Annotated in this window: 21 protein-coding genes; 16 read left to right on the plus strand and 5 right to left on the minus strand. The window is 51.7% G+C overall.

Annotation, left to right across the window (positions count from 1 at the left end; translation table 11 throughout):
* Positions 1–56 precede the first annotated feature (56 nt).
* The 13 genes from mreC to dksA all read left to right on the plus strand — a co-directional run bounded on the left by mreC (position 57) and on the right by dksA (position 11,683).
* Positions 57–872: a rod shape-determining protein MreC gene (mreC, locus tag JRI95_04340; protein MBW2060774.1), complete on the plus strand. Its 816-nt coding sequence runs from the start codon at positions 57–59 to the stop codon at positions 870–872.
* Positions 872–1,426: a rod shape-determining protein MreD gene (mreD, locus tag JRI95_04345; protein ID MBW2060775.1), complete on the plus strand. Its 555-nt coding sequence runs from the start codon at positions 872–874 to the stop codon at positions 1,424–1,426. Before mreC ends, mreD begins: the two co-directional genes overlap by 1 nt.
* Positions 1,423–3,288 (plus strand): penicillin-binding protein 2, encoded by a 1,866-nt coding sequence (mrdA, locus tag JRI95_04350; GenBank protein ID MBW2060776.1) that lies wholly within the window; start codon positions 1,423–1,425, stop codon positions 3,286–3,288. Before mreD ends, mrdA begins: the two co-directional genes overlap by 4 nt.
* A gap of 55 nt (positions 3,289–3,343) precedes the next feature.
* A complete protein-coding gene (gene rodA, locus JRI95_04355) occupies positions 3,344–4,447 on the plus strand; it encodes a rod shape-determining protein RodA (GenBank protein MBW2060777.1) in 1,104 nt (367 codons plus the stop codon).
* Between the two features lie 144 nt (positions 4,448–4,591).
* Complete coding sequence (locus tag JRI95_04360; protein ID MBW2060778.1) at positions 4,592–5,002, plus strand: polymer-forming cytoskeletal protein; 411 nt, start codon at positions 4,592–4,594, stop codon at positions 5,000–5,002.
* Positions 5,003–5,224: 222 nt separating this feature from the next.
* Complete coding sequence (locus JRI95_04365; GenBank protein ID MBW2060779.1) at positions 5,225–5,653, plus strand: ATPase; 429 nt, start codon at positions 5,225–5,227, stop codon at positions 5,651–5,653.
* The gene (locus JRI95_04370) at positions 5,650–6,300 is read left to right on the plus strand and encodes an ATP synthase F0 subunit B (protein MBW2060780.1); all 651 of its coding nucleotides are present in this window, start codon (positions 5,650–5,652) and stop codon (positions 6,298–6,300) included. The genes JRI95_04365 and JRI95_04370 overlap by 4 nt, the downstream gene beginning before the upstream one ends.
* Positions 6,297–6,836 (plus strand): ATP synthase F1 subunit delta, encoded by a 540-nt coding sequence (atpH, locus tag JRI95_04375; protein ID MBW2060781.1) that lies wholly within the window; start codon positions 6,297–6,299, stop codon positions 6,834–6,836. The genes JRI95_04370 and atpH overlap by 4 nt, the downstream gene beginning before the upstream one ends.
* A 6-nt stretch (positions 6,837–6,842) precedes the next feature.
* On the plus strand, positions 6,843–8,354 hold the full coding sequence (locus JRI95_04380) for a F0F1 ATP synthase subunit alpha (GenBank protein MBW2060782.1): 1,512 nt from the start codon (positions 6,843–6,845) through the stop codon (positions 8,352–8,354).
* A 3-nt stretch (positions 8,355–8,357) separates the two neighbouring features.
* Complete coding sequence (gene atpG / locus JRI95_04385; protein ID MBW2060783.1) at positions 8,358–9,236, plus strand: ATP synthase F1 subunit gamma; 879 nt, start codon at positions 8,358–8,360, stop codon at positions 9,234–9,236.
* A 39-nt stretch (positions 9,237–9,275) separates the two neighbouring features.
* Entirely contained in the window at positions 9,276–10,685 is a 1,410-nt protein-coding gene (gene atpD / locus JRI95_04390; GenBank protein ID MBW2060784.1) for a F0F1 ATP synthase subunit beta, read from the plus strand.
* A gap of 21 nt (positions 10,686–10,706) precedes the next feature.
* Positions 10,707–11,126: a F0F1 ATP synthase subunit epsilon gene (locus tag JRI95_04395; protein MBW2060785.1), complete on the plus strand. Its 420-nt coding sequence runs from the start codon at positions 10,707–10,709 to the stop codon at positions 11,124–11,126.
* 194 nt (positions 11,127–11,320) lie between these two features.
* Positions 11,321–11,683, plus strand: coding sequence for an RNA polymerase-binding protein DksA (gene dksA / locus JRI95_04400; protein ID MBW2060786.1), 363 nt, complete (start codon positions 11,321–11,323; stop codon positions 11,681–11,683).
* Positions 11,684–11,994: 311 nt separating this feature from the next.
* Here the strand turns inward: dksA and JRI95_04405 are convergent, their stop codons facing one another.
* The 3 genes from JRI95_04405 to JRI95_04415 all read right to left on the minus strand — a co-directional run bounded on the left by JRI95_04405 (position 11,995) and on the right by JRI95_04415 (position 16,069).
* On the minus strand, positions 11,995–12,297 hold the full coding sequence (locus tag JRI95_04405) for a hypothetical protein (GenBank protein MBW2060787.1): 303 nt from the start codon (positions 12,295–12,297) through the stop codon (positions 11,995–11,997).
* Positions 12,298–12,459: 162 nt separating this feature from the next.
* Positions 12,460–15,243 carry an HTH-type transcriptional regulator MalT gene (gene malT, locus JRI95_04410; GenBank protein ID MBW2060788.1) on the minus strand — a complete coding sequence of 928 codons (2,784 nt, stop codon included), beginning with the start codon at positions 15,241–15,243 and terminating at the stop codon, positions 12,460–12,462.
* Positions 15,244–15,607: 364 nt separating this feature from the next.
* Positions 15,608–16,069 carry an NAD(P)H-dependent oxidoreductase gene (locus tag JRI95_04415; protein ID MBW2060789.1) on the minus strand — a complete coding sequence of 154 codons (462 nt, stop codon included), beginning with the start codon at positions 16,067–16,069 and terminating at the stop codon, positions 15,608–15,610.
* A 302-nt stretch (positions 16,070–16,371) separates the two neighbouring features.
* Between JRI95_04415 and JRI95_04420 the strand changes: the two genes are divergently transcribed.
* Positions 16,372–16,659, plus strand: a complete 288-nt coding sequence (locus tag JRI95_04420; GenBank protein MBW2060790.1) for an integration host factor subunit beta — start codon at positions 16,372–16,374, stop codon at positions 16,657–16,659.
* Between the two features lie 297 nt (positions 16,660–16,956).
* Positions 16,957–18,204 carry an anaerobic sulfatase maturase gene (locus JRI95_04425; protein ID MBW2060791.1) on the plus strand — a complete coding sequence of 416 codons (1,248 nt, stop codon included), beginning with the start codon at positions 16,957–16,959 and terminating at the stop codon, positions 18,202–18,204.
* Between the two features lie 49 nt (positions 18,205–18,253).
* Here the strand turns inward: JRI95_04425 and JRI95_04430 are convergent, their stop codons facing one another.
* Together JRI95_04430 and JRI95_04435 are read right to left on the minus strand one after the other, a co-directional pair.
* A complete protein-coding gene (locus tag JRI95_04430; GenBank protein MBW2060792.1) occupies positions 18,254–19,099 on the minus strand; it encodes an enoyl-CoA hydratase/isomerase family protein in 846 nt (281 codons plus the stop codon).
* Between the two features lie 244 nt (positions 19,100–19,343).
* On the minus strand, positions 19,344–20,138 hold the full coding sequence (locus tag JRI95_04435) for an enoyl-CoA hydratase/isomerase family protein (protein MBW2060793.1): 795 nt from the start codon (positions 20,136–20,138) through the stop codon (positions 19,344–19,346).
* A 380-nt stretch (positions 20,139–20,518) separates the two neighbouring features.
* Between JRI95_04435 and JRI95_04440 the strand changes: the two genes are divergently transcribed.
* Positions 20,519–21,286, plus strand: a complete 768-nt coding sequence (locus JRI95_04440; protein ID MBW2060794.1) for a class I SAM-dependent methyltransferase — start codon at positions 20,519–20,521, stop codon at positions 21,284–21,286.
* The last annotated feature ends 17 nt before the right edge of the window (positions 21,287–21,303 follow it).

Raw genomic sequence — 21,303 nt, forward strand, 5'->3', positions numbered from 1 at the left:
ATCCCGGCTGTCTTTCCTGAAGCTGGCGTAAATCGGAAGGCGTTGAGTCTTGTTTTATGTCACGGTTTTGGCGTCCGATTCTCCTGATAACCCTTCTCGTGCTTTTTTTGTCCATTTTCATTCGCTGGGCTGGAGGGCAGAAGAACGTTTTCCAGCCAAGAAGCCTGACCCTGGAGCTAGTCGCGACGTTCCAAAGCATGGTGAGCGTGTCTGCTTCGGCTGTTGAAAATTTCTGGCGAGACTATTTCTATCTCATCAACGCTCAGGAAGAGAATCAGAAACTGCATCAGACCGTGGATCGGCTTCGAGCTCAGATCAACCGCCTTAGAGAGGCCGGTCTGGCCAACCGGCGCCTGAAGCATCTGCTGAATTTCCAGACCTCTCACAACCTGCCGGTGGTCGGGGGGCAGGTCGTGGCGTGGGACCCCAAGGCCTGGTTCAAGACAATCGTCATTGACCGCGGGGAAGCGGATGGGCTGAAGATTAGCATGCCGGTGGTTGCTGATGCAGGGATCGTAGGCCGAATCGTGGGGCTGTCCCCGCATTACGCCAAGGTTCTGCTTTTGATAGACTACAACAGCTCTATAGACACCCTGGTTCAGCGCACGCGCGTGCGGGGCGTCCTTACCGGAAAGTCGGCCAGGATCTGCGAGCTCAAGTATGTGCTCAAGCATGATGATCTGAAAAAAGGCGACGTCCTGATTACTTCAGGTCTGGGGGGCGTTTTCCCCAAAGGTCTGAAGCTGGGGACGGTTACCCGGGTCAGAAAGATGAATCATGGTTTATTTCTGGAGGTTGATGTGGCCCCGGCCGTGGATTTTGACAAGCTGGAAGAGGTAATTGTCATCCTCAAGGAGGATCGCCTGCTTTAATGGAAACACGGGTTCGTGCTCCATCCATCCCTTTGAAAGAGGCCCTGGTTTATCTCTTATTGGGCCTTGCTTTCCTGATTTGCGAAACCACGGTCTGGACCTGGTTGGACCCTGGTCACTTTAGACCCAACCTGCTTCTGATTCTCATCGTTTATTTAGGCATAGCCGTCCCTCTGGCCGCCGGTTTGATCCTGAGCCTGTGTTTTGGGTTTTTAACGGATGCCGCTTCGGGCGGGCCTGCCGGCTTATTTACCATCATCTACCTTTCAATCTTCGCCCTGGCCGTTCTGATTCGCCAGAAGCTGGATCCGGCCGCGGCCCTGTATCAGATGCTGATCATCTTCCTTTTTGCTCTTCTGGCTGAGATTATGGCCTGGAGCATTCTCTCCCTTTACGGCTGGCCGCTCGATGTCATCCTTGCCTCTTCAAGTACCCTGTTTCTGGCGGCTCAAGCGATATCGGTCCTGGTCACGGCCTTGGTCAGCCCGATCTTCTTTAGGTTTTTTGAACTGATCAAATTTACATACGAACAGCAAGCAGGGGAAGAGGTGTGAGCACTTCAAGGAGTCCGTTTTCCGAGGAACCGGAAGACTTCAAATCCCGCCCCGTCCAGTTGACCTTTGTCCTCTTTCTTCTTTTTTTATTCCTTTTGATCCGGTTATGGTACCTGCAGGTCATTAAAGGCCCTGAGTTTCGGATGCTGTCCGAAAGTAACCGCACACGGGTTCAGGATATCCTCCCGACCCGCGGTTTGATTCTGGACCGTCACGGTCAGATTCTGGTGGACAACCATCCGGCCTTTGACCTGGCGGTCGTTCGGGAGGATGTGCCTGATTTTGATTCCTTGAGCACCCGGCTGATCCGTCTTTTAAAACTGCCTCCGGAGGAGCTCCAGGAGAGCTTTGACGCCGCCCGGTCTCAGCCGGCGTTCAAACCGGCTCAAATTCGATCAGACCTGAGCAGGTTTGAACTGGTGGCCCTGGAAACCCACCGCTATGAGCTGCCCGGGATCGTCATCCAGGTCAAACCCCGGCGTAAATACCTGCACGAGGGGCTGGCGGCTCATGTGATCGGCTACCTGGGTGAGGTGAATCCGGACCAGTTAAAGCTGAAAAAATATCGAATTTACCGCATGGGAGACCTCATCGGACAGTACGGCCTTGAGAAGGAACATGAAAAATTTCTCAATGGCAAACGAGGCTGGCGCCTGGTCGAAGTGGCTGCCTCCGGCCGGGTGCTCAAGGTCATCAAACAGGTCCGGCCCGTTCCAGGCCATAATCTCTATCTGACCCTGGACTCCCGGTTGCAGCACGCGGCCGAGCAGGCCCTGCAAGGCAAAGCCGGAGCGATCGTCGCCCTGGACCCCCGTACGGGCGAAATCATGGCCATGGCCTCCTGCCCAACCTTTTCTCAGGAGGATTTCGTCCGGGGAATCACTCCCCAAAAATGGCAAGAACTGGTGAACAATCCCTTGCATCCGCTCGAGAATCGAGCCATCAGCGGGCAGTACATGCCAGGCTCAACCTTTAAAATCGTGGCGGCCGCGGCAGCCCTGGAAGAAGGGATTATAACCCCCGAAACAACGGTGACCTGCACCGGCGGCTACCCCTTTGGCAACCGGGTCTTCCGCTGCTGGCGCAAGGGAGGTCACGGCCGGGTGGCACTGCACCGAGCCCTGGTTGAATCCTGTGACGTCTATTTTTACAATATCGGCCGCCACATAGCCATTGACCGGCTGGCTTATTATTCCAGGGCCCTGGGTCTGGGGCAGAGAACCGATGTTGGCCTGCGCAATGAAAAGCCCGGCCTGGTCCCAACCAGGGCCTGGAAGAAGAAACGCTTTCAGACCCCCTGGTATCAGGGAGAAAATCTTTCGGTAATCATTGGGCAGGGCTATAATCTCGTTACACCCCTGCAAATGGCACGGCTGGTGGCTGCCATGGTCAACGGCGGCATCCTTTACCGGCCATATTTGGTCAAACGAATCACAGATGCCGAGAACAGGGTCATTAAAATCTTTGCCCCAGAGGTTGTTCGGCGCCTGGATTTCAAGCCTGAAACCCTGGCCCTGATCAAGAAGGCCCTTTGCGGAGTGGTAAACGAGCCTCGAGGCACTGGAAGACGGGCACGGTTAAAAAATATAACCGTTGGAGGCAAGACCGGCACCTCCCAGGTGGTGGCCATGGGCAACTCCAGGGTCAAGGAGAAGGACCTGCCTTATGAACATCGCGATCACGCCTGGTTTGTCGCTTTCGCCCCGGTCAAAGAGCCGAGGATTGTCCTAGTCGTAATCGCCGAACACAGCGGTCACGGCGGTTCAGCCGCCGCCCCGCTGGCTAATAAGGTCCTGGAAGTCTTTTTCTCCAAGAAGGCGAAGGAGCAGATAATCGCCGACAGCAAGCCGCCTGGGCGGTGAGAGTGTTAAGAGCAATGCCGTGGTCTTGCGGTTCCTGTAAGGATATAAAGTCATGATGTTTGACCGGCGTCTCATTCAGAACTTTGACTGGATACTTCTCTGCCTGGTCTTGATCCTGGCCGGATTGGGCATCCTGAATCTTTACAGCGCTTCTTCCGGGTTCAAGATCGGCGGCGTGCCGATTTACCTCAAGCAGATTTACTGGCTGTCCCTGGGGATCCCGGCTCTCCTGGTCATGCTCATCTTCGATTACCATCAATTGGAGCGAGCGGCCTACCTGCTTTTCGCCCTCGGCCTTGTCTTGCTGATCCTGGTTTTATTTTCCGGTCGGGCCGTTTCGGGTGCCCAGCGCTGGCTGGACCTGGGGGTTTTTTCCTTCCAACCATCGGAACTGGTAAAGCTTTTCGTGCTGGCAGCCCTGGCGCGCTACTTTTCCCGGCGAGATTATCCGGAAGGCCTGAGACTGAGGGACCTGGCCGTGCCCATGCTCCTGGCCGGACTGCCTTTTTTGCTTATCTTGAAACAGCCGGATCTGGGAACCGCCCTGCATCTGGCTATTGTCTGCTTATCGGTGATTCTTTTCTTGAGGGTGCGCTGGGATGCCCTGCTGATATTATCCTCCGGCGTGGCCGCGGCCCTGCCGTTTATCTGGTCGCTTCTTAAGGCCTATCAAAAACAGAGAATCATGACTTTCCTCAACCCGGCCAAAGACCCTCAGGGAGCCGGGTATCATATTATTCAATCCAAGATTGCGGTTGGTTCTGGTCAGACCTGGGGTAAGGGTTTCATGAAAGGCACGCAAAGCCATCTGCGCTTTCTGCCCGAGCAGCACACGGACTTTGCCTTTTCGGTTTTTGCTGAAGAATGGGGATTTGTGGGCGCTTTTGTCCTTCTGGGCCTGTTTTTCCTTTTTATGATATGGGGGCTTCGGATTGTGAGCCGGTCTCAGGACCGATTCGGGGCCCTGCTCGGCGTGAGCCTGGTGCTCCTTATCTTCTGGCAGGTTTTTTTCAACCTCTGCATGGTCATTGGGTTAATGCCGGTCGTAGGCATCCCCCTGCCATTCATCAGCTACGGGGGTTCCTCCCTGGTAACCATCTTCATCGCCATCGGTCTGCTTCTAAACATCAGTATGCGCCGGTTCATGTTCCAGAAATGACCTTGCCTCCTTTTTCAGAACATGTGAAATTTTTCTTGTTTATACATGATTTGTATGGTAAGTTTTCAGCCTGTTGACTAAATCTCTGTCCCCGGCGGATGATTAGGAGGTCAGACCGTGAGAAGAAAAGGTGCGCTCCGAAGCCTGACATCTGGCAAGGATATCAGCGCTTTTATAGGTTTGGGCACTGAGTTTCAAGGCCAGCTTACCTTTGAGGGCGTGATTCGTCTTGATGGACGGTTTTCCGGTGAAATACATTCCAGTGGCACCCTGATTATAGGCGAGACAGCCCATGTGAATGCGGAAATCAATGTGGAGACCGTTATCGTCAGCGGTGAAGTCCATGGCAATATCAAGGCGAGAAATCGGGTTGAGTTCCATGCCCCGGCCAAGTTCTATGGCAATATTGTCTCCTCGGTCCTGACCATTGATGAAGGCGTGGTCTTTGAAGGGAATTGTGAGATGGCCGAGGTGATCGAAGGTGAGGGTGTGGACAAGACCATTACCCTGATCAGTAAAGAAGGAGAGAGCCAAGCTGATCATGAATTGATTTGAGGTTCTCGCCATCCAACCACCCGTTTCGGGTTCCTGCAGGCGAATCGCCTTTCAGCCTGAAAAATTTTTAAAATTGACATCATTTGGTAAATAAGGTAAAAGACACGAGACAAACCGCGGGGTATCAGGACGCGGCTTTGTAATAAGAACCACGGACACAAGATATCATCCCCAGAGAAAAATTTTTATCGTAAAGACAATCAGTTAGAGGACAAGCCGGCCATGATCGAGATCAATGCTTCACTATTCATTCAGGTGGTCAATTTCCTGCTGATGCTCCTCGTTCTTAACTACCTGCTCTATAGGCCGATTCAGGGGGTACTCAGACAGCGCCGGGAAAAGATTGATGGTTTTGAGTCAGACATCGAACGGTTGATCGAAAAGGCCGAAAATCGGCAGATCGAGATTGAAGCGCGAATTGATGAGGCCAGGCAGGAAGGCTTCAGCAAAAAAGAAGAAGTAAAAGGGCAGGGTTTGGAGGAGGAGAAGCGCGTCCTCGACGAGGCCAATACCCGGGCTGAGGAAGCGCTGCACAAGATCAGGGAGCAGATTTCTGAGGAGATCGTTGTGGCCCGGGAGGCTCTTAAGGCTGACCTTGAGGCCTTTTCGGCCGACCTAGCCCAAAAGATCCTCGGAAGGAGCCTCTCATGAGCAGTTTTAGAATCTTCAGCCGTTACGCCCTTTTTCTAGTTCTTATCCTGACCCTGGCGCTCTGTTTTTTCGGCCCGTCTGTGAGCCGGGTTATGGCCGGAGAAGCAGGGTCTGGTGAGCAAGAGGCCGCAGCAGAAGCGCACGAGGAAGAACACGAGGGAGTGACCGCGGACAAGGTCTGGGATCTTGTATTTCGAATTATGAACTTCGTGGCGCTGGCGGCAATCCTGGTGTTTGTGCTCCGGAAACCCGCCGGTCAGTTCTTTCGCAATCGCCGTGAAGAGATAGCCAGAACCCTGTCGGACCTGGAACTCAAAAAGGCCGAAACCGAAGAACAGTATCTGAAGCTGGAGAGCAAGCTGAGTGAGCTTGATAAAGAGCGGGAAGCCGTGGTCGCTGAATACATTATGGAAGGCGAGAAGGAGAAGGAGAAGATCATTGCTACTGCTCAGGAAGTCGCTTCCCGGATCCAGCAACAGGCTCAGATTGCCATTCAGCAGGAAATCCAGAAAGTCAAAGCGGACCTCAAGCGCGAGATCGCTGAAATCGCTGCCACCCAGGCTGAGGATCTGATTAAGAATAATATTGATGAGAAAGACCAGGAACGTCTGGTGGAAGAATATCTTGAGAAGGTGGTGCCCAATTGATCAGCCAGACTGTAGCGCGACGGTATGCCAAAGCCTTGCTGGCCATTGGCCGGGAGGACCAGAATTTTGAACGGTACGGTGAGGAATTATCCGGTTTTGCCCGGCTCATGACCAGGCGGGACTTGGCGGAAGCGCTGACGAACCCCCTTTACCCATATGACAGCCGCCGTCAGATCCTGGATTTGATCCTGGAAAAGATGAGTTTGTCCCAGGTGGTTCAAAACCTCGTGGGATTGCTTATGGACAAAGGCCGTATCAATCATGTTGAAGCCATTAGTAGTTACTATCAGCGGCTGGTTGATGAGGTCAACAATGTAGAACGGGCGACAATCGTTACGGCGACCTCCCTTCCGGAGGCCATCCACGGACAGGTTAAAACGATCCTGGAGGAGATGACAGGCAAGACGATCCTGCTTGAGGTCGAACAGGACGCGGAGATTATCGGCGGGATCGTGGCCTACGTTGGGGATCTGACCCTGGATGGCAGCGTCAGAACGCAACTTGAAAATCTTAAAGAATCTTTGATCAAGGGGTAAACTCCTATGGAAATCAAGGCAGAAGAAATCAGTGCAATCATAAAAGGACAGATTCAGGATTATGAAAAAAAGATAGAGATTTCTGAAACCGGGACCGTCCTTTCCGTGGGTGATGGCGTAGCCAAGGTCTACGGTGTGGAAAAAGCCATGGTCATGGAACTCCTGGAGTTCCCGGGGGAACTGTACGGCATGGTTCTCAACCTCGAGGAGGATAATGTCGGTGTGGCCGTTCTCGGCGACGTCGAGCACGTAAAGGAAGGCGACATTGTCAAGCGCACCGGCCGCATCGCGCAAATCTCAGTCGGGGATGCCATGCTGGGCCGCGTGGTTGATCCGGTTGGCAATCCGCTGGATGGCAAAGGCCCTATCGAGGCGACCGAATACCGCCGTATCGAGATCATTGCCCCCGGCGTGGTGGCCCGACAGCCGGTTAAAGAACCCCTGTATACAGGGCTCAAGGCCGTTGATTCCATGACCCCCATCGGCCGCGGGCAGCGGGAATTGATCATCGGCGATCGCCAGATCGGGAAAACGGCCATCTGTGTGGACGCCATCATCAACCAGAAAGGGCAGGATGTCATCTGTATCTATGTGGCGGTGGGCCAGAAGAAGTCCACGGTCGCCCAGGTCGTGGACACCTTGCGCCGGTACGGGGCCATGGATTACACCGTCGTTATTTCGGCCTGCGCCTCAGACCCGGCCACGATGCAGTATATTGCGCCTTATGCCGGCTGCTCCATCGGTGAGTATTACCGGGACAAGGATCAGCACGCCTTGATTATTTATGACGATCTCTCCAAGCAGGCCGCTGCTTACCGTCAGGTTTCACTCCTCCTGCGGCGGCCGCCGGGACGCGAGGCTTACCCCGGTGATATTTTTTACAACCATTCCCGTCTCCTGGAACGCGCCGCCAAACTCAACGATGAACTTGGCGGCGGCTCCCTCACCGCCCTGCCAGTCATTGAGACTCAGGCTGGAGACGTCTCGGCCTATATCCCGACCAATGTTATCTCCATTACCGATGGGCAGATTTACCTCGAACCTCCCTTATTCTTTTCCGGAGTGCGGCCGGCCATCAATGTCGGTATTTCAGTCTCACGCGTCGGCGGCGCGGCCCAGATCAAGGCCATGAGGCAGGTCGCTGGCAGTCTGCGTCTTGATATGGCCCAGTTCAGGGATCTGGAAGCCTTTGCACAATTCGGTTCCGATCTGGACAAAGCCACACAGGCCCAGCTTGAGCGTGGCAAACGCCTGGTTGAAATCCTGAAACAGCCTCAGTATCAGCCCATGCCGGTTGAAAAGCAGGTGACTATTATCTATGCAGGCACCCGGGGCTTTACGGACAAATACCCGGCTGAGGACGTCGCCGCGTACGAGCAGCAGCTGCTCGAATTCATCGAAGCAAAGTATCCTCAAATTTACACGGAAATCAATGAAAAGCAGGAAATCAGTGAAGAACTGGACGCCACCATAGAGAAGGCGCTGACCGAGTTCGATGACGTCTTCCAGGTAGCATAACCCATGGCCACGCTAAAGGATATTCAACGAAAGATTTCAGCGGTCAAGAAGACCGAACAGATCACCCGGGCCATGAATATGGTCGCGGCAGCCAGGCTTAGGACGGCCCAGATACGTATAGTAAATTTCCGTCCTTATGCAGCCAAGTTTGCCGAGCTTATGGCCAATCTGGCCGCCGGGATAGAGCCGGAGGTCCATCCCTACCTGATTCAGCCCGAGGAGGTGAAAAAGGTCGAGCTAGCGGCCTTTTCTTCAGATCGTGGCCTGTGCGGCAGCTTTAACACCAATATCATCGCCGGTATCGAACGGGTCCTTCAGGAGCGCCAGAGCGAGGGCATTGAGGTCTCTCTGACACTGGTCGGCCGCAAGATTAATGACTACTTCAGGCGTCGTTCGGTTCATATCAGGGCCAGTCATCCTGAGGTCATGAACTCCTATGATTATTCGACTGCCCTTCAGATTGCCCGCGACGTATCGGACAATTTTCTTCTGGGTGAGGTTGATGAGGTCTGGATCTATTATACCCGCTTCATTAACATGACGCAGCAAGTGCTCACCCTGGTGAAGCTTCTCCCTGTTTCACCGGCCGAGGAGGAAGAAGCGGGCGCGGCCGCTGAAGTTGGTGAGTATTTATGTGAGCCCAGTGCCGAGGCGATTTTGGTGGACCTGCTTCCCCGAAGTTTCATCATCCAGTTTTATAACGCCATGCTCGAGACGTCGGCTAGTGAGCATGCCGCGCGGATGATGGCCATGGACAACGCAACCAATAACTGTAAGGAAATAATCGAAGACCTGACCATGGTTTACAACAAGGCGCGGCAGGCCGAAATCACGGCGGAGCTGATGGACATCATCGGTGGCGCGGAGGCCTTAAAGGGTTAACTTTGAATTTTGTTTCGACCAGAGGAGGTCTAGAGTAATATGAACAAAGGCAAGATTATTCAGGTCATCGGGCCTGTCGTTGATGTGGAATTCAAGGACGGCGAGCTGCCAGCTATTTTAACCGCCCTCAAGATTTCCAATCCGGTAATAGACGACATAGAAGGCAACCTGGTTGTCGAGGTGGCCCAGCATTTGGGCGATAATGTGGTTCGCTGTATCGCTATGGACACCACCGACGGCCTGGTTCGCGGCATGGAAGTCATAGATACCGAACAGCCGATTATCATGCCTGTGGGCGAGGAAACCTTAGGCCGCATACTTAATGTGGTCGGCCGGCCCGTTGACGGACTTGGCCCGGTTGAGGCAAAGGAGTTCAGCCCCATTCATCGTTCGGCCCCGAAATTTACCGACCTGGATACTGAGGTCAGGGTCCTGGAAACCGGCGTGAAGGTTATTGACCTTCTCGTCCCCTTCCCTCGCGGCGGTAAGATGGGCATGTTCGGCGGCGCCGGCGTGGGCAAGACCGTAGTCATGATGGAAATGATCCATAACATCGCCATGGAACACGGTGGCATCTCGGTTTTCGCCGGGGTAGGCGAACGAACCCGCGAAGGAAACGACCTTTATCTCGAGATGAAGGAATCAGGCGTTCTGCCTAGGGCGGCCTTGATATACGGACAGATGACCGAACCGCCCGGGGCTCGCGCCCGCGTGGCCCTCTCGGCTCTGACTTCAGCGGAATACTTCAGGGATGAGCAAGGCCAAGACGTGCTTCTATTCATTGACAACATCTTCCGGTTCACTCAGGCCGGTTCCGAGGTTTCGTCCCTGTTAGGCCGCATGCCTTCTGCGGTTGGCTATCAGCCCACCCTGGGAACAGACCTCGGTGAGCTTCAGGAGCGCATCACCTCCACAAACAAGGGTTCCATTACCTCGGTTCAGTGTGTTTACGTCCCGGCTGACGACCTGACCGACCCGGCTCCAGCCACCACCTTCGCCCACCTGGATGGCACTGTGGTCCTCTCCCGCCAGATCGTGGAGCAGGGTATCTATCCGGCGGTTGATCCACTGGAGTCGAGTTCACGTATTCTGGACGCCCAATACATCGGCGATGAGCATTACCAGGTGGCCAGGGAAATACAGCAAATACTGCAGAAGTACAAAGACCTCCAGGACATTATCGCCATCCTGGGCATGGACGAGCTTTCCGAAGACGACAAGCTGGTAGTAGCCCGGGCTCGCAGGATTCAGCGCTTCCTCTCTCAACCCTTCTTCGTGGCCTCGCAATTTACAGGCATTGAAGGGAAGTTCGTTAAAATTGAAGATACGATCCGTGGTTTCAAGGAGATTGTTGAAGGCAAGTACGACGACATACCTGAGCAGGCCTTTTACATGGTCGGCTCTATTGAAGAAGCAGTGGAAAAGGCCAAACAAATAGCCGCGGTTTAAGTCTTAGTACAAGGAAAAAATATGGCCGAACAGATAAAACTGGAAGTAGTTACCCCGGACAGTATGGTCCTCAGCGAGGATGTGGATATCGTAGTCGCCACTGCGACCGAAGGCGAATTTGGCGTGCTGCCCGGTCATATTCCTTTTCTGACCACCTTGCAGCCCGGGGAACTCAGGTACCGTCAGGGGACGAGTATGTATTACATGGCCATCAGTGAAGGGTTCGCCGAGGTCTCTTGGAACAAGGTTACCATCCTGGCCGAAACGGCTGAACATGGGCGGGAGATTGACCTGGAGCGGGCCATGAAGGCCCGGGAGCGGGCCCAGAAGCGACTGGAGCAGGCCCGGCAGGACGAAAAGGTTGATTATGCCCGCAGTGAGGCGGCCTTGAGGCGCGCCCTCATGCGAATCAAGGTGGCGGAAAAACAGAAAGGCGTTTAATTACCACCACCTAGAAGTGAGGGCGAGTCAGAAAAGGCTTGCCCTTTTTTATCGAGGCGGACTCAAGGCATGCATTTAATTTTTTTGTTTACCTTCCGACTGTTTTCAAGTTACAATTAATTATTTAAAGCGATTTTTACGCTTGATCCAGCTTTTGGTGGAATAAGAGAGGAATATGGGGGAGGATCGTAAAATTGGATCAAAAGAAACTTACACACTACAAAAAGCTGTTAAACAATCGCGTTGCAGAGCTTCTGGGACAGGCTAACGCGACCGTTATGGATATGACTGATGCTGGGGAGAATTTCCCTGACCCAGCCGATCGGGCCTCGATGGAGTCTGACCGCAACTTCACATTACGCCTTCGTGACCGTGAGCGTAAGCTGATCAATAAGATTCAGGAAGCCCTTCAGCGAATCGAAGACGGGACATTCGGGATCTGTGAAAGCTGCGGTGAAGAAATAGACGCCAAACGGTTGGAGGCCCGTCCGGTAACCACCTTATGCATCAACTGCAAGACCAGTCAGGAGCAGACTGAAAAATCCAGCGGGCTTTAACAATTAGACGCCTATGATTGCGGTTTGTATCTCGACAGAGATTATGAACAGTCTTTTTTCCCTGAAGCCCTGAAGCCTTTACCCATCTTGTATATCCAGCCCGTGGATTCCAGTTAGGCTCGATCAACTTAAGCATACTCCAACTAGAGCGATTAATAAAATAACTTTCTGGAAAACCTTTTAAAGGGAACCCAAAAGAAAGATTGCTTCGCAATGACATGTATTGATATTGTTATAAAATGCCACCAGTGAGGAGTTTTTGCAACGAAGCAGTCCTTGGCTTTTCAATTGGAACGTAATTTTAACATCCTTTAGATGATACGAAGCCCGGCTATCATTGCATTAAACTCAATCTCATGCTGCTTCTTTTCATAATCCCGACCTGGAGAAGCAGGGGGCGACGTATGATACAGGTAAGCAGATTCAGTTACAGGGCGACGATTCAGCACCCCCAGAACCTGCTTCACTTTTTTCCACCATTCGCGAAGTCCCGGGCGAACCGGCTTTGAAACAAAGATTGATCCGGGCAAGGTAACAGCGTGACTCGCACTGACGAAATTCATTTTAATATGTTCGGGAAGGAGCGGGTGTCTGAGCTCTCTCAGCCATAGCATCGTAATTCCTCCTTTTTTTATCTTTTTCGCAAAGCCCTCAGTCGCGGAAGCGCTCACCATTCAAGGAAAATATAATCACGAACCGGGTGAGTTTCCATCATCCGAAAAGGTGATTTGAAGGGGTGATTTGTAAGGTTAAGTCTTTAGTTTGTAAAGCAAGGGCTAGCGGAGGAGGTTCAACTTCTTGGCCTGGGCAATGGCCTGGGTCCGGCTGCGGACGTCAAGTTTGCCGTAGATATTGCGGATATGTGTTTTAATTGTATTTACAGCTACGTACAGCCTTTGCGCTATCTCGCGATTCGATAATCCGGCTGCAAGCAGTTTAAGCACTTCAAACTCCCGCTCACTGAGGGGTTCAACAAGGGGGTAATCAAAGTCTATTTTAGGTGGCAGGCGCTGGCCGACAATTTCGAGGGCTAGGATAAGCTTGTTGATATAATCGGCTGAAACCTTATATAAAGATTCTCCTGGCAGTTCACATTGCTCATTAAGAGTAGCGGTTAACAAGATAGCCATTGGTGGACCTTCCGTCACAAAGCTGCGTATAAATCCTTCGGGTTCACCCAATGATAGCGCTCGCTGAAGAGTGCTCACGGCCTGAGCCTTTTCGTTTAGTTTTTGGGAAGCCAGGCTTTTGCAAACCAGGACTTCGATCAGCCCCCCCGTCCGGCCGGATGTTTCCGCGGCTTGAAGCAGCCTTTCAAGTAAATCCAGGGCCTTGTCAGTTTCATTTCGCGCCAAAAGCAGCCTGGCCAGCGAAAGGTAAGTTAGCTGCAGGGTCCTGAAGGGAACATGGTTGAAATCATCATCCAGGCTCATCCCGGACTCGTGCATCCAGGTTGTGGCCGCATCCAGGTTTCCCATCCGGACCCAAAGCCGAGCCTGTATCCCTGAGATTCGGGAGATGGTTTGGGTGAAGTGGTTTTCTTGTGCAATTCGTTTCGCCTCTTCAAGGGCGATCAGTGAACCGCGTATGTCCCCTTGAGCATACTTTACCCGTGCAAGATAGGCATAGCTATCTGGAAGGAGTATCGGTCTTCCCCATTTTTCATACAGCTCGATGGCCCTTGTCTGGTGGTGCAAGGCGTCATCCAGATCGTTCCATTCGCGCAGCACCTCGCCCAGACCCATGTGAGCCAGAGCAGCTATGGGCGTTGGCGGCCCGTCATGCTTCCCTGCGATTTGCAAGGCCTGCCGGTAGGCTTTCGCCGCCTGATGGAGATGGCCTTGAATCTCATGCAGCCGGCCAAGTCTGCTCGTGGCAAACACTGCTTCAAAAGTATCCCCCGCGGCTTGACTGATGGCAATGGCCTCGGTTTGAGCTTCGATCGCCGCGGCTAGGTCGTCTTCCCCTTGGTAAGCATCTCCCAGATTGCGAGCCACAACCCCGCGTAAAACCAGGTTGTCTTCAGACAGGTATTCGAGGGCCTGACGGGAGAGTTCAATGGATCGAGGCACATCGCCTGTATTGGCTGCGAGACTGGCTCTGAGTGCTGCCACTGTACCCAGCATATCGCGCACCTGCGGCTTGGCGCTCTCAGGGGCTTTATCCTCAGTGTCATTTAGACTCAGCCTTTGTTCAGCATCATCGAGCCGTGATTCGACATCCTCAAAACGGATGCCGCGCAAGAGAGCCCAGGCATAAAAGATACTAAGTCTGGGCCGGGAGCGGATCATTTCATTGGGCAGGGCGTCCAGACATTCCAGTAGCAGACTCACCTCCCCCTGCATTAACATCGGCCACCCGGTCTGTTCCAAGAGATGAATCAGCCGCTCGTAATCCCCTCCTGCTAATGCGTGCCCCAAGGCCTCGTCTGGTAGATTGTTGCTTTCATACCAAACAGAGGCGCGATGGTGCAACTCTGGAATCAGCTCTGGCTTCAATCGTTCAAGGCGATGGTGCAAGGTGTCCACAAAGAGCCGGTGATAGCGGTACCAATGCCTTTTATTATCCAGGCTGGTAATGAATAGATTGGTTCGCTCCAGCTCCTCCAGCATTTCCTGACCGTCGGTTCGGCCGGTTATCGCATTGCAAAGCAGGGCGGTCAAGCGGTGGAGGATGGAGGTTTTTATCAGAAAGCCCTGAACTTCCTCAGGCTGTTTCAGGAGAATTTCTTCGATGATGTAATCCATTATACCGCGGTCATCACCGGCAAAAGTCTTGATGTAGCCTGAGATATCTTTGAGTCCCTGCATGGAAAGCGCGGCCATTTGAAGCCCGGCAATCCAGCCTTCGGTTCGGTTTTCCAGGGCGGCCACCTGGCCTGGTGAAAGATTGAGGCCCATGATCTGTTTAAGGAAGGAGGCAGCTTCATCCCGGGTGAACCGCAAATCAGCCGCCCCTAGTTCGCTCAATTGAGCACTGCCTCGCAGACGCGCTAAAGGCAGAGGCGGTTCGGAACGGCTGGAAATGACCAGATGCATCTGCGGCGGCTGATGGTCAATCATGAAGGTGATAGCCTCATGGATAGGCTGGGCCTTAATGACATGGTAATCGTCGAGGATGAGCATAAAATCCAGTGTTATGCCAGCGAGTTCATTAATGAGGGCTGTAACCACTGATTCGATCGGCGGCGGATTGGGTGAAACGAGCAAGGAAAGTGGGTGTTCATCCACTCCTTCTTTGATTGTGCCAAGTGATCGGATGAGGTAGGCCCAAAAGCGGGTCGGATCATTATCATCTTCATCCAGGGAAAGCCAGGCCGCAGGTATCCTGGCGCCTAATGCGGAGTCACACCAGGCGCTCAGGAGAGTAGTTTTACCAGAACCAGCTGTGGCGGCAACGATGGTCAGCTTACGCTTCAACCCCTCGTTCAGATGTTCGATCAGGCGTGGGCGTTGAACCAGATCAGGCCGTGCACGTGGAATGAAAAACTTCGTGGCTATTAATGGTTCCCATTTGGCCAGGCCCTCGGCCATTCTTGTTTTTGAGGCTGTAAAAGACATACGCCGCCTGAATATTAATGAATTACCTTAGTATGAATACAGAAGAAAATATCATTAAATTGTGTGGCTTGCAAGGCTTTTCAATAAAAAGATTCAGGGCGTTTTCCCGGTGATATTCTTATCCTTAAATACATGGCAAGGGATTTGACTCCCAAACTTTTTTATAATTCTTAATTGTGTTGATTGATGCCCAAGATTAGGCTGTAAATGAGAGGGAGATTCCTTCTTGGTGGCATGATTTATTACTCTGCTGGCACTGTGCGCGCATAAATAACCTCTTTACAAAGCAAGTTCCGGTTTTCTCGTGAGATGAAGTCGTTTCGCCAGTGGTATTTATTGTAACCTGCTTAACCTTCAGCAAGTTTCAGTAAATTCCAGCCTCACACCCGGCAGCAAGGACCTGGCCCAGTTCCTCACATTTGGCCAGAACCTCATCTTTGATTTCACCCTTGGCTAGCACGGGTTCATATACCTTCTTGAGCTGATACCCCAAGCATATTCGTTCAATCTGATGAAGGGCTCCTGTCCCATCATTGCCCGCACTGATGAAAACCACATAAGGTTTTTTAAAGATTTCCTTTTTCCCTCGAGCTTGATTATATGTACGGTCAAAAAAATCTTTAATCATGCCAGCCATGTAGCCGAAGTATTCCGGTGAGCCCAGGGCCAGGCCGTCACATTTTAGAAGATCATCCAATGTAGCCTCTTGAGCCCTTTTCAGGGTAACCTTTACCCGCTTGATCGAAGCAGCGCCCCGCGCGACCGCTTCGGCCATCTTCCGGGTATGACCTGCCTGCGAGTGGAAGATAACGAGTATCTCTATAATGGCGGTCTCTCGGGATTCCGAAGGCATCGTGCTAGATTCCTTTAGATTATTCATCTAGGAGCACCAGATTGCAGGGGCATTTCAATATGAGTGCCTTGAGTATATGTAGACATTGTTCTTAAGTCAAGGAGCGGCCGAGCTTCCGGCCGAGCTTCATGTATAAAGCTTTTCTTATTTTTTCCTTGACACTGGTTTTATAACTGACTAATTATTAAACAACTTTTAAAGAACGCTTCCTGGATGTCTCGTGTTTAACGATACAACCTATAATGAGGTAATCACTGAATCGTCCGGAGGAGAGTATGAACAAGTCTCAATTAATTGAGGAACTAGCCATGCGGCAGGGACTCAGCCTCAAGGTGGCAGAGGCAGTATTGAATATCTTTTTCGGAACCATCGCCGACGGTCTTATCAGAGAGGAAAGGGCTGAAATCAGGGGTTTTGGATCTTTTAAGACCAAGACTTATGAAGGTTATCAGGGCCGGAATCCTAAAAGTGGCCAACCGATTCAAGTCACGCCTAAGAAGCTGCCTTTCTTCAAGGTTGGCAAGGAATTGAGAGAACTGGTGGATTACGTGCCTGATGAATGATCAGGGGGAGTTGAACCAGACTTTCTTTAAGGCGCCAGGATTTCACGTAAAGAATATTTTCAGCTTTAGTTCCGTGACCTGAGGTAATAGACTTGAAATAGCATTCACGAGCATACTCCGAGAGTCCTGAACAGAAACCCATCAACTCCACCAGCGGTCCGGTCCCTTTATTGCGGTTTATTCCTTCTTCTCCAAGATTTTTGCTTACCAGACCCGAAATAAGGGAGGTGTCAGGCATTGACAGCCTTCCTTTACTTACGCCTTTTTAATGCAGCTTTACTAGTTGGGGAGTAAATCTTGAAAGAATTCTCTCTTCTGATCAAACCCGCCTCGGCTGACTGTAACCTCAGGTGCGAGTATTGTTTTTATCTCGATCGCGCCGCACTTTACCCTCAAACCAAGGTGCACCGGATGTCGGATGAGGTTCTGGAAAAGATGATTGCCAGCTATATGGCCACGGATCAGGAGCAATACGCTTTTGGCTGGCAAGGAGGCGAGCCCACCCTCATGGGCCTTGAATTCTTTGAACGCGTCACAGATTTTCAGCAGAAATTCGGACGAAAAGGGGCCCTGGTGTCAAACGGGCTCCAGACCAACGCCACCCTGCTCCATGACAGGTTCGCCAGGCACCTTTCGGAATACAATTTTTTAGTCGGCGTCAGCCTTGACGGCCCGGCCTACATCCATGACCATTACCGGAAGAAACGAAACGGTCAAGCATCCCACGCCCAGGTTCTACGCGGGATCAGATGCCTCGAAGCCAACGAGGTAGAGTTCAATATCCTGGTCCTGGTAAACAACCTCAATGTGAAAAAACCTGCGGAAGTCTATGATTACCTCTGCCAGAACGGATGGCTCTATCATCAGTACATCCCGTGCGTTGAATTTGACGAGACAGGGCAGCCGCTTCCCTTTACCATCACGGGCGAGGAATGGGGTGATTTTTTATGCGCCATCTTCGATGAATGGGTCAGATCGGATATCATGCGGGTCTCAATCCGCCTCTTTGATTCAATCCTGACCTATCTCGTGGAAAACAGGCGTACCATCTGCCATATGGGCCGGAACTGCTGCCAGTATTATGTGGTGGAGTATAATGGCGATATCTATCCCTGCGATTTTTTTGTCGAGAAAGATTTAAAGCTGGGCAATGTCTTGACCAGCCCCTGGGATGAACTTCACCGCGCCCAGACTTATCTGGATTTCGGGGCACAAAAATCGAATTGGAATTCAGTTTGCTCGGATTGTAAATATCTAAAATTCTGCTCAGGCGATTGCCTCAAGCACCGTCTTCATCCTGGAGGTGATCCTCGAACCTTAAGCTGGTTGTGCCTTGGCTGGAAAAAGTTTTATACCCATGCACTGCCTACCTTTAAAGAGCTAGCCGCAAGGATCAAGTTGGAAAGGAGGCAGGCCCGGTTACACCCGCCGCAGCCTCTCCCGCCTTCAGCTTTTAAAAACGTTGGTCCAAACGATCCCTGCCCATGCGGGAGTGGGAAGAAGTACAAGAAGTGCTGTATGAACAAACAGGCTCCTTTGGCCTGATTTTAATTTTATTTTAAGGAGTGAATTCCTCTTCTTCTGTCAAAGCCTCTCAAGCTTTCTTGTGGATTGATTCAAGCCAGGGTTTTGTCAATTCGAGGTTTTCCTTGGCGATGTTCGTTCGGGCTAGGCCTCCTTGCTGAGGAGGCGGCAACTCTCTTACTTGAAGACCCATCATGGTGCAATAGCTATTATAAGAGACCTCCAGTTCGGCCGTATATCCCATTGCATCCATCATGTGGTTAGTTGAAAATTTGGCCATCTGAATACGAAAAGGGTCAAGAAGGTAATTCTCCGCCACACGCTCTGCAAAAGCAAGTGTCTCCTCCTCAAGCTTTTCCTCGGTATAAACCCGGTTTACGAAACCATAATCATAGGCTTCCCAGGCGGTCATAAAACGGTGTTCAAACAGGACTTCCTTGGCCTTACGCGGTCCTATTTCCCAGGGAACGGAAAAGTATTGAACGTGTGTCGGCAGGAATAAGGCGTCTTCGGCGGCGAATATAATGTCCATGGCCGAAGCGATGATCCAGCCGCCATAGATGCAGTAGCCCCTTACCATGGCGATGGTGGGCTTGGGCAGACTGCGCCAGCGCAGGGTGTTTTCAAGAGTAATGGCGCGCATATCGTTAAAACGCCCCAACCGGTCAGTTCTGGCGTGACCATGAGCTTCACGGTATTCCACATCTTCTGGTGTGCTTATGTCGTGTCCGCTTGAGAAATGCTGACCTGTTCCCGAAAGAACAATAGCCCCTATCTCTTCATCGGCCACAGCGCGATTGAAAGCATCTTCCATCTCTTCCCGCAGCAGCCAGCTTTGAGCGTTGAAACACTGCGGCCGATTGAGTGTCACCCGGGCCACCTTTCCATGTTGGTAAATAATATGCTGGTATTCCATGGTCCGCCTCCTTTTCTCGAACGGGTTGCATTAAAATAAAGTAAACCTTATCTGGTTTGAAACAGATATAACCATATCCCTCCGGACAGCCGAGATTTTTCCGCCGGCCGATTAACAAATCAATTTTTTTATTCTTTTCAGTTAAAAGGCAGGATAACATGAAATATAGACGGGTCAAGAAAAACCTGAATTTCATTATACGCGTGGAGTTAAACTTCAATTACCAAGGCAGCTTCTCTCAACATCAACGGAAGCGCGAGAAATCAGGTGTTCGTTTTTCGTTGAATGCCTTGACTCCCTCTTCGGCCTCAGCCGTGGTAACGAAAAGATGCAGACTGTCAAAGGACATGGTGCCGATGCCTGCGATGGCATCGGTGTCCGCGTTGAAGGAGTGTTTGAGCACCTTGAGGGCCGTGGGGCTCATGTTGAGCATCTCGTCGGCCCAGCGCCGCACCTCGTTCCGCAGTTCGGGGAATGGCACGACCTTATTGACCAGGCCCCAGCGCTCCATGGTGGCGGCATCATACTGGCGGCAGAGATACCAGATCTCTCGAGCGCGCTTGTCGCCCAGGATACGCGCCAGATAGGCGCTGCCAAAGCCGGCGTCAAAGGACCCTACTCGCGGGCCGGCCTGCCCGAAACGCGCATGTTCCGCCGCGATGGTGAGGTCACAGAGCACATGGAGCACGTGGCCCCCTCCGATAGCCACCCCGTTCACCGCTGCGATCACGGGCTTCGGCACGTCGCGGATCAGGCGGTGGAGCATCTCGACTTCAAAGAGACCGCTTTCAGTCGGGCCATAGTCTCCGGTCTCCTGCCGCTGCTTCTGGTCACCACCCGCGCAGAAGGCCTTATCGCCTGCACCGGTCAGAGCGATGACTCCTACACTCCGGTCAGCCCACGCCGCCTTGAAGCAGAAAATCAGCTCGTCCACTGTCCGGCCGCGGAAGGCGTTGTATCGTTCAGCCCGGTTGATCGTGATCCAAGCCAGGCCGCGATCCTTTTCATACAGTATGTCTGTCAGCTCTTCCAGCTTCATCGAATACCCCCTATTTTCCTCTTCAGCGTGAGTGGCGTTTGGAACTCGATGCCATTAGCATCAGACCGGCACTCACGCATGTGATTTGTTACCCGATCCTTTGCTTCACGCCCCGAAGATTGGAATGTGTTTTTTTCATGCTATAGTAAGACCGGAAGCTGGCTGTTTGTCAAGACAGTAATGTTTCAGGTTTATGGCTTTTGAGTTGATTCTCAGAGGGGAAAAAGATACCAATGTCCTGACCGCCTGCGTAAAGGCAGGCAAAGCTTGCCAGTAATTTATTGGGTATGAACCGATATTCCTGAAGTCCCATAATCTGATAGGCGGCGAAATATTTATAATTAAATTGACAGAATAAATACCGGAGGTGAAGGGGATACTTGTCAGAGTTGTATGATAACCCAAAATACTATGAAATAGCTTTTTCTTTCCGCGATATCTCTGCTGAAGTTGATGTATTTGAAGAGTGCTTTAAGCGTTTTTCTAAAATTCCAGTTAAATCAGTATTAGAACTGAGCTGTGGAAATGGCCCGCATATGGAAGAGCTCGTCAAAAGAGGGTATCAATATAACGGTCTTGATCTAAGCGAGGCCATGTTAACGTATGTCAGGCAAAAGGCTCGCCGCATTGGCGCGGAAATAAACCTCATTCAAGGGAATATGATCAATTTCACAACTGAACCAATGGTTGATTTTGTGTATGTATTGCTGGGTTCTTTGTTTGCCCGGAATACTTCTGACCTGTTGAGTCATTTTAATTCAGTGGCTCGGGTGTTAAAAAGGGGAGGCCTTTACCTGCTGGATTGGTGTATTCAATTTGATCAGCCCTGGACATCACCCGGTAAAGATACTTGGGAGATCGAACGTGATGGTATCCGGGTCAAGACCACGGTTTCATGGAAGGCTGTGAACCTTATCAGCCAAACGTTCGAGGAAACGATTGTCTTTGAAATTGATGATCATGGAAAGCAACAGACCATTATTGGAAGAGATGTAAAAAGAGCGATATATCCACAGGAGTTTTTGTATTTCGTCTCAAACAGCGAGCATTTTCAATTTATAGGCTGGTGGAACAACTGGGACCTTTCTCAACCATTGGAACAGGCGACTGAAATTACTCGCCCCATTGCCATCGTGCAGAAGACCTAGCTCAAAATATAATAGGT

Source organism: Deltaproteobacteria bacterium (genome assembly GCA_019308995.1).
In the GTDB taxonomy this organism is placed as follows: Bacteria; Desulfobacterota; Desulfarculia; order Adiutricales; family JAFDHD01; genus JAFDHD01.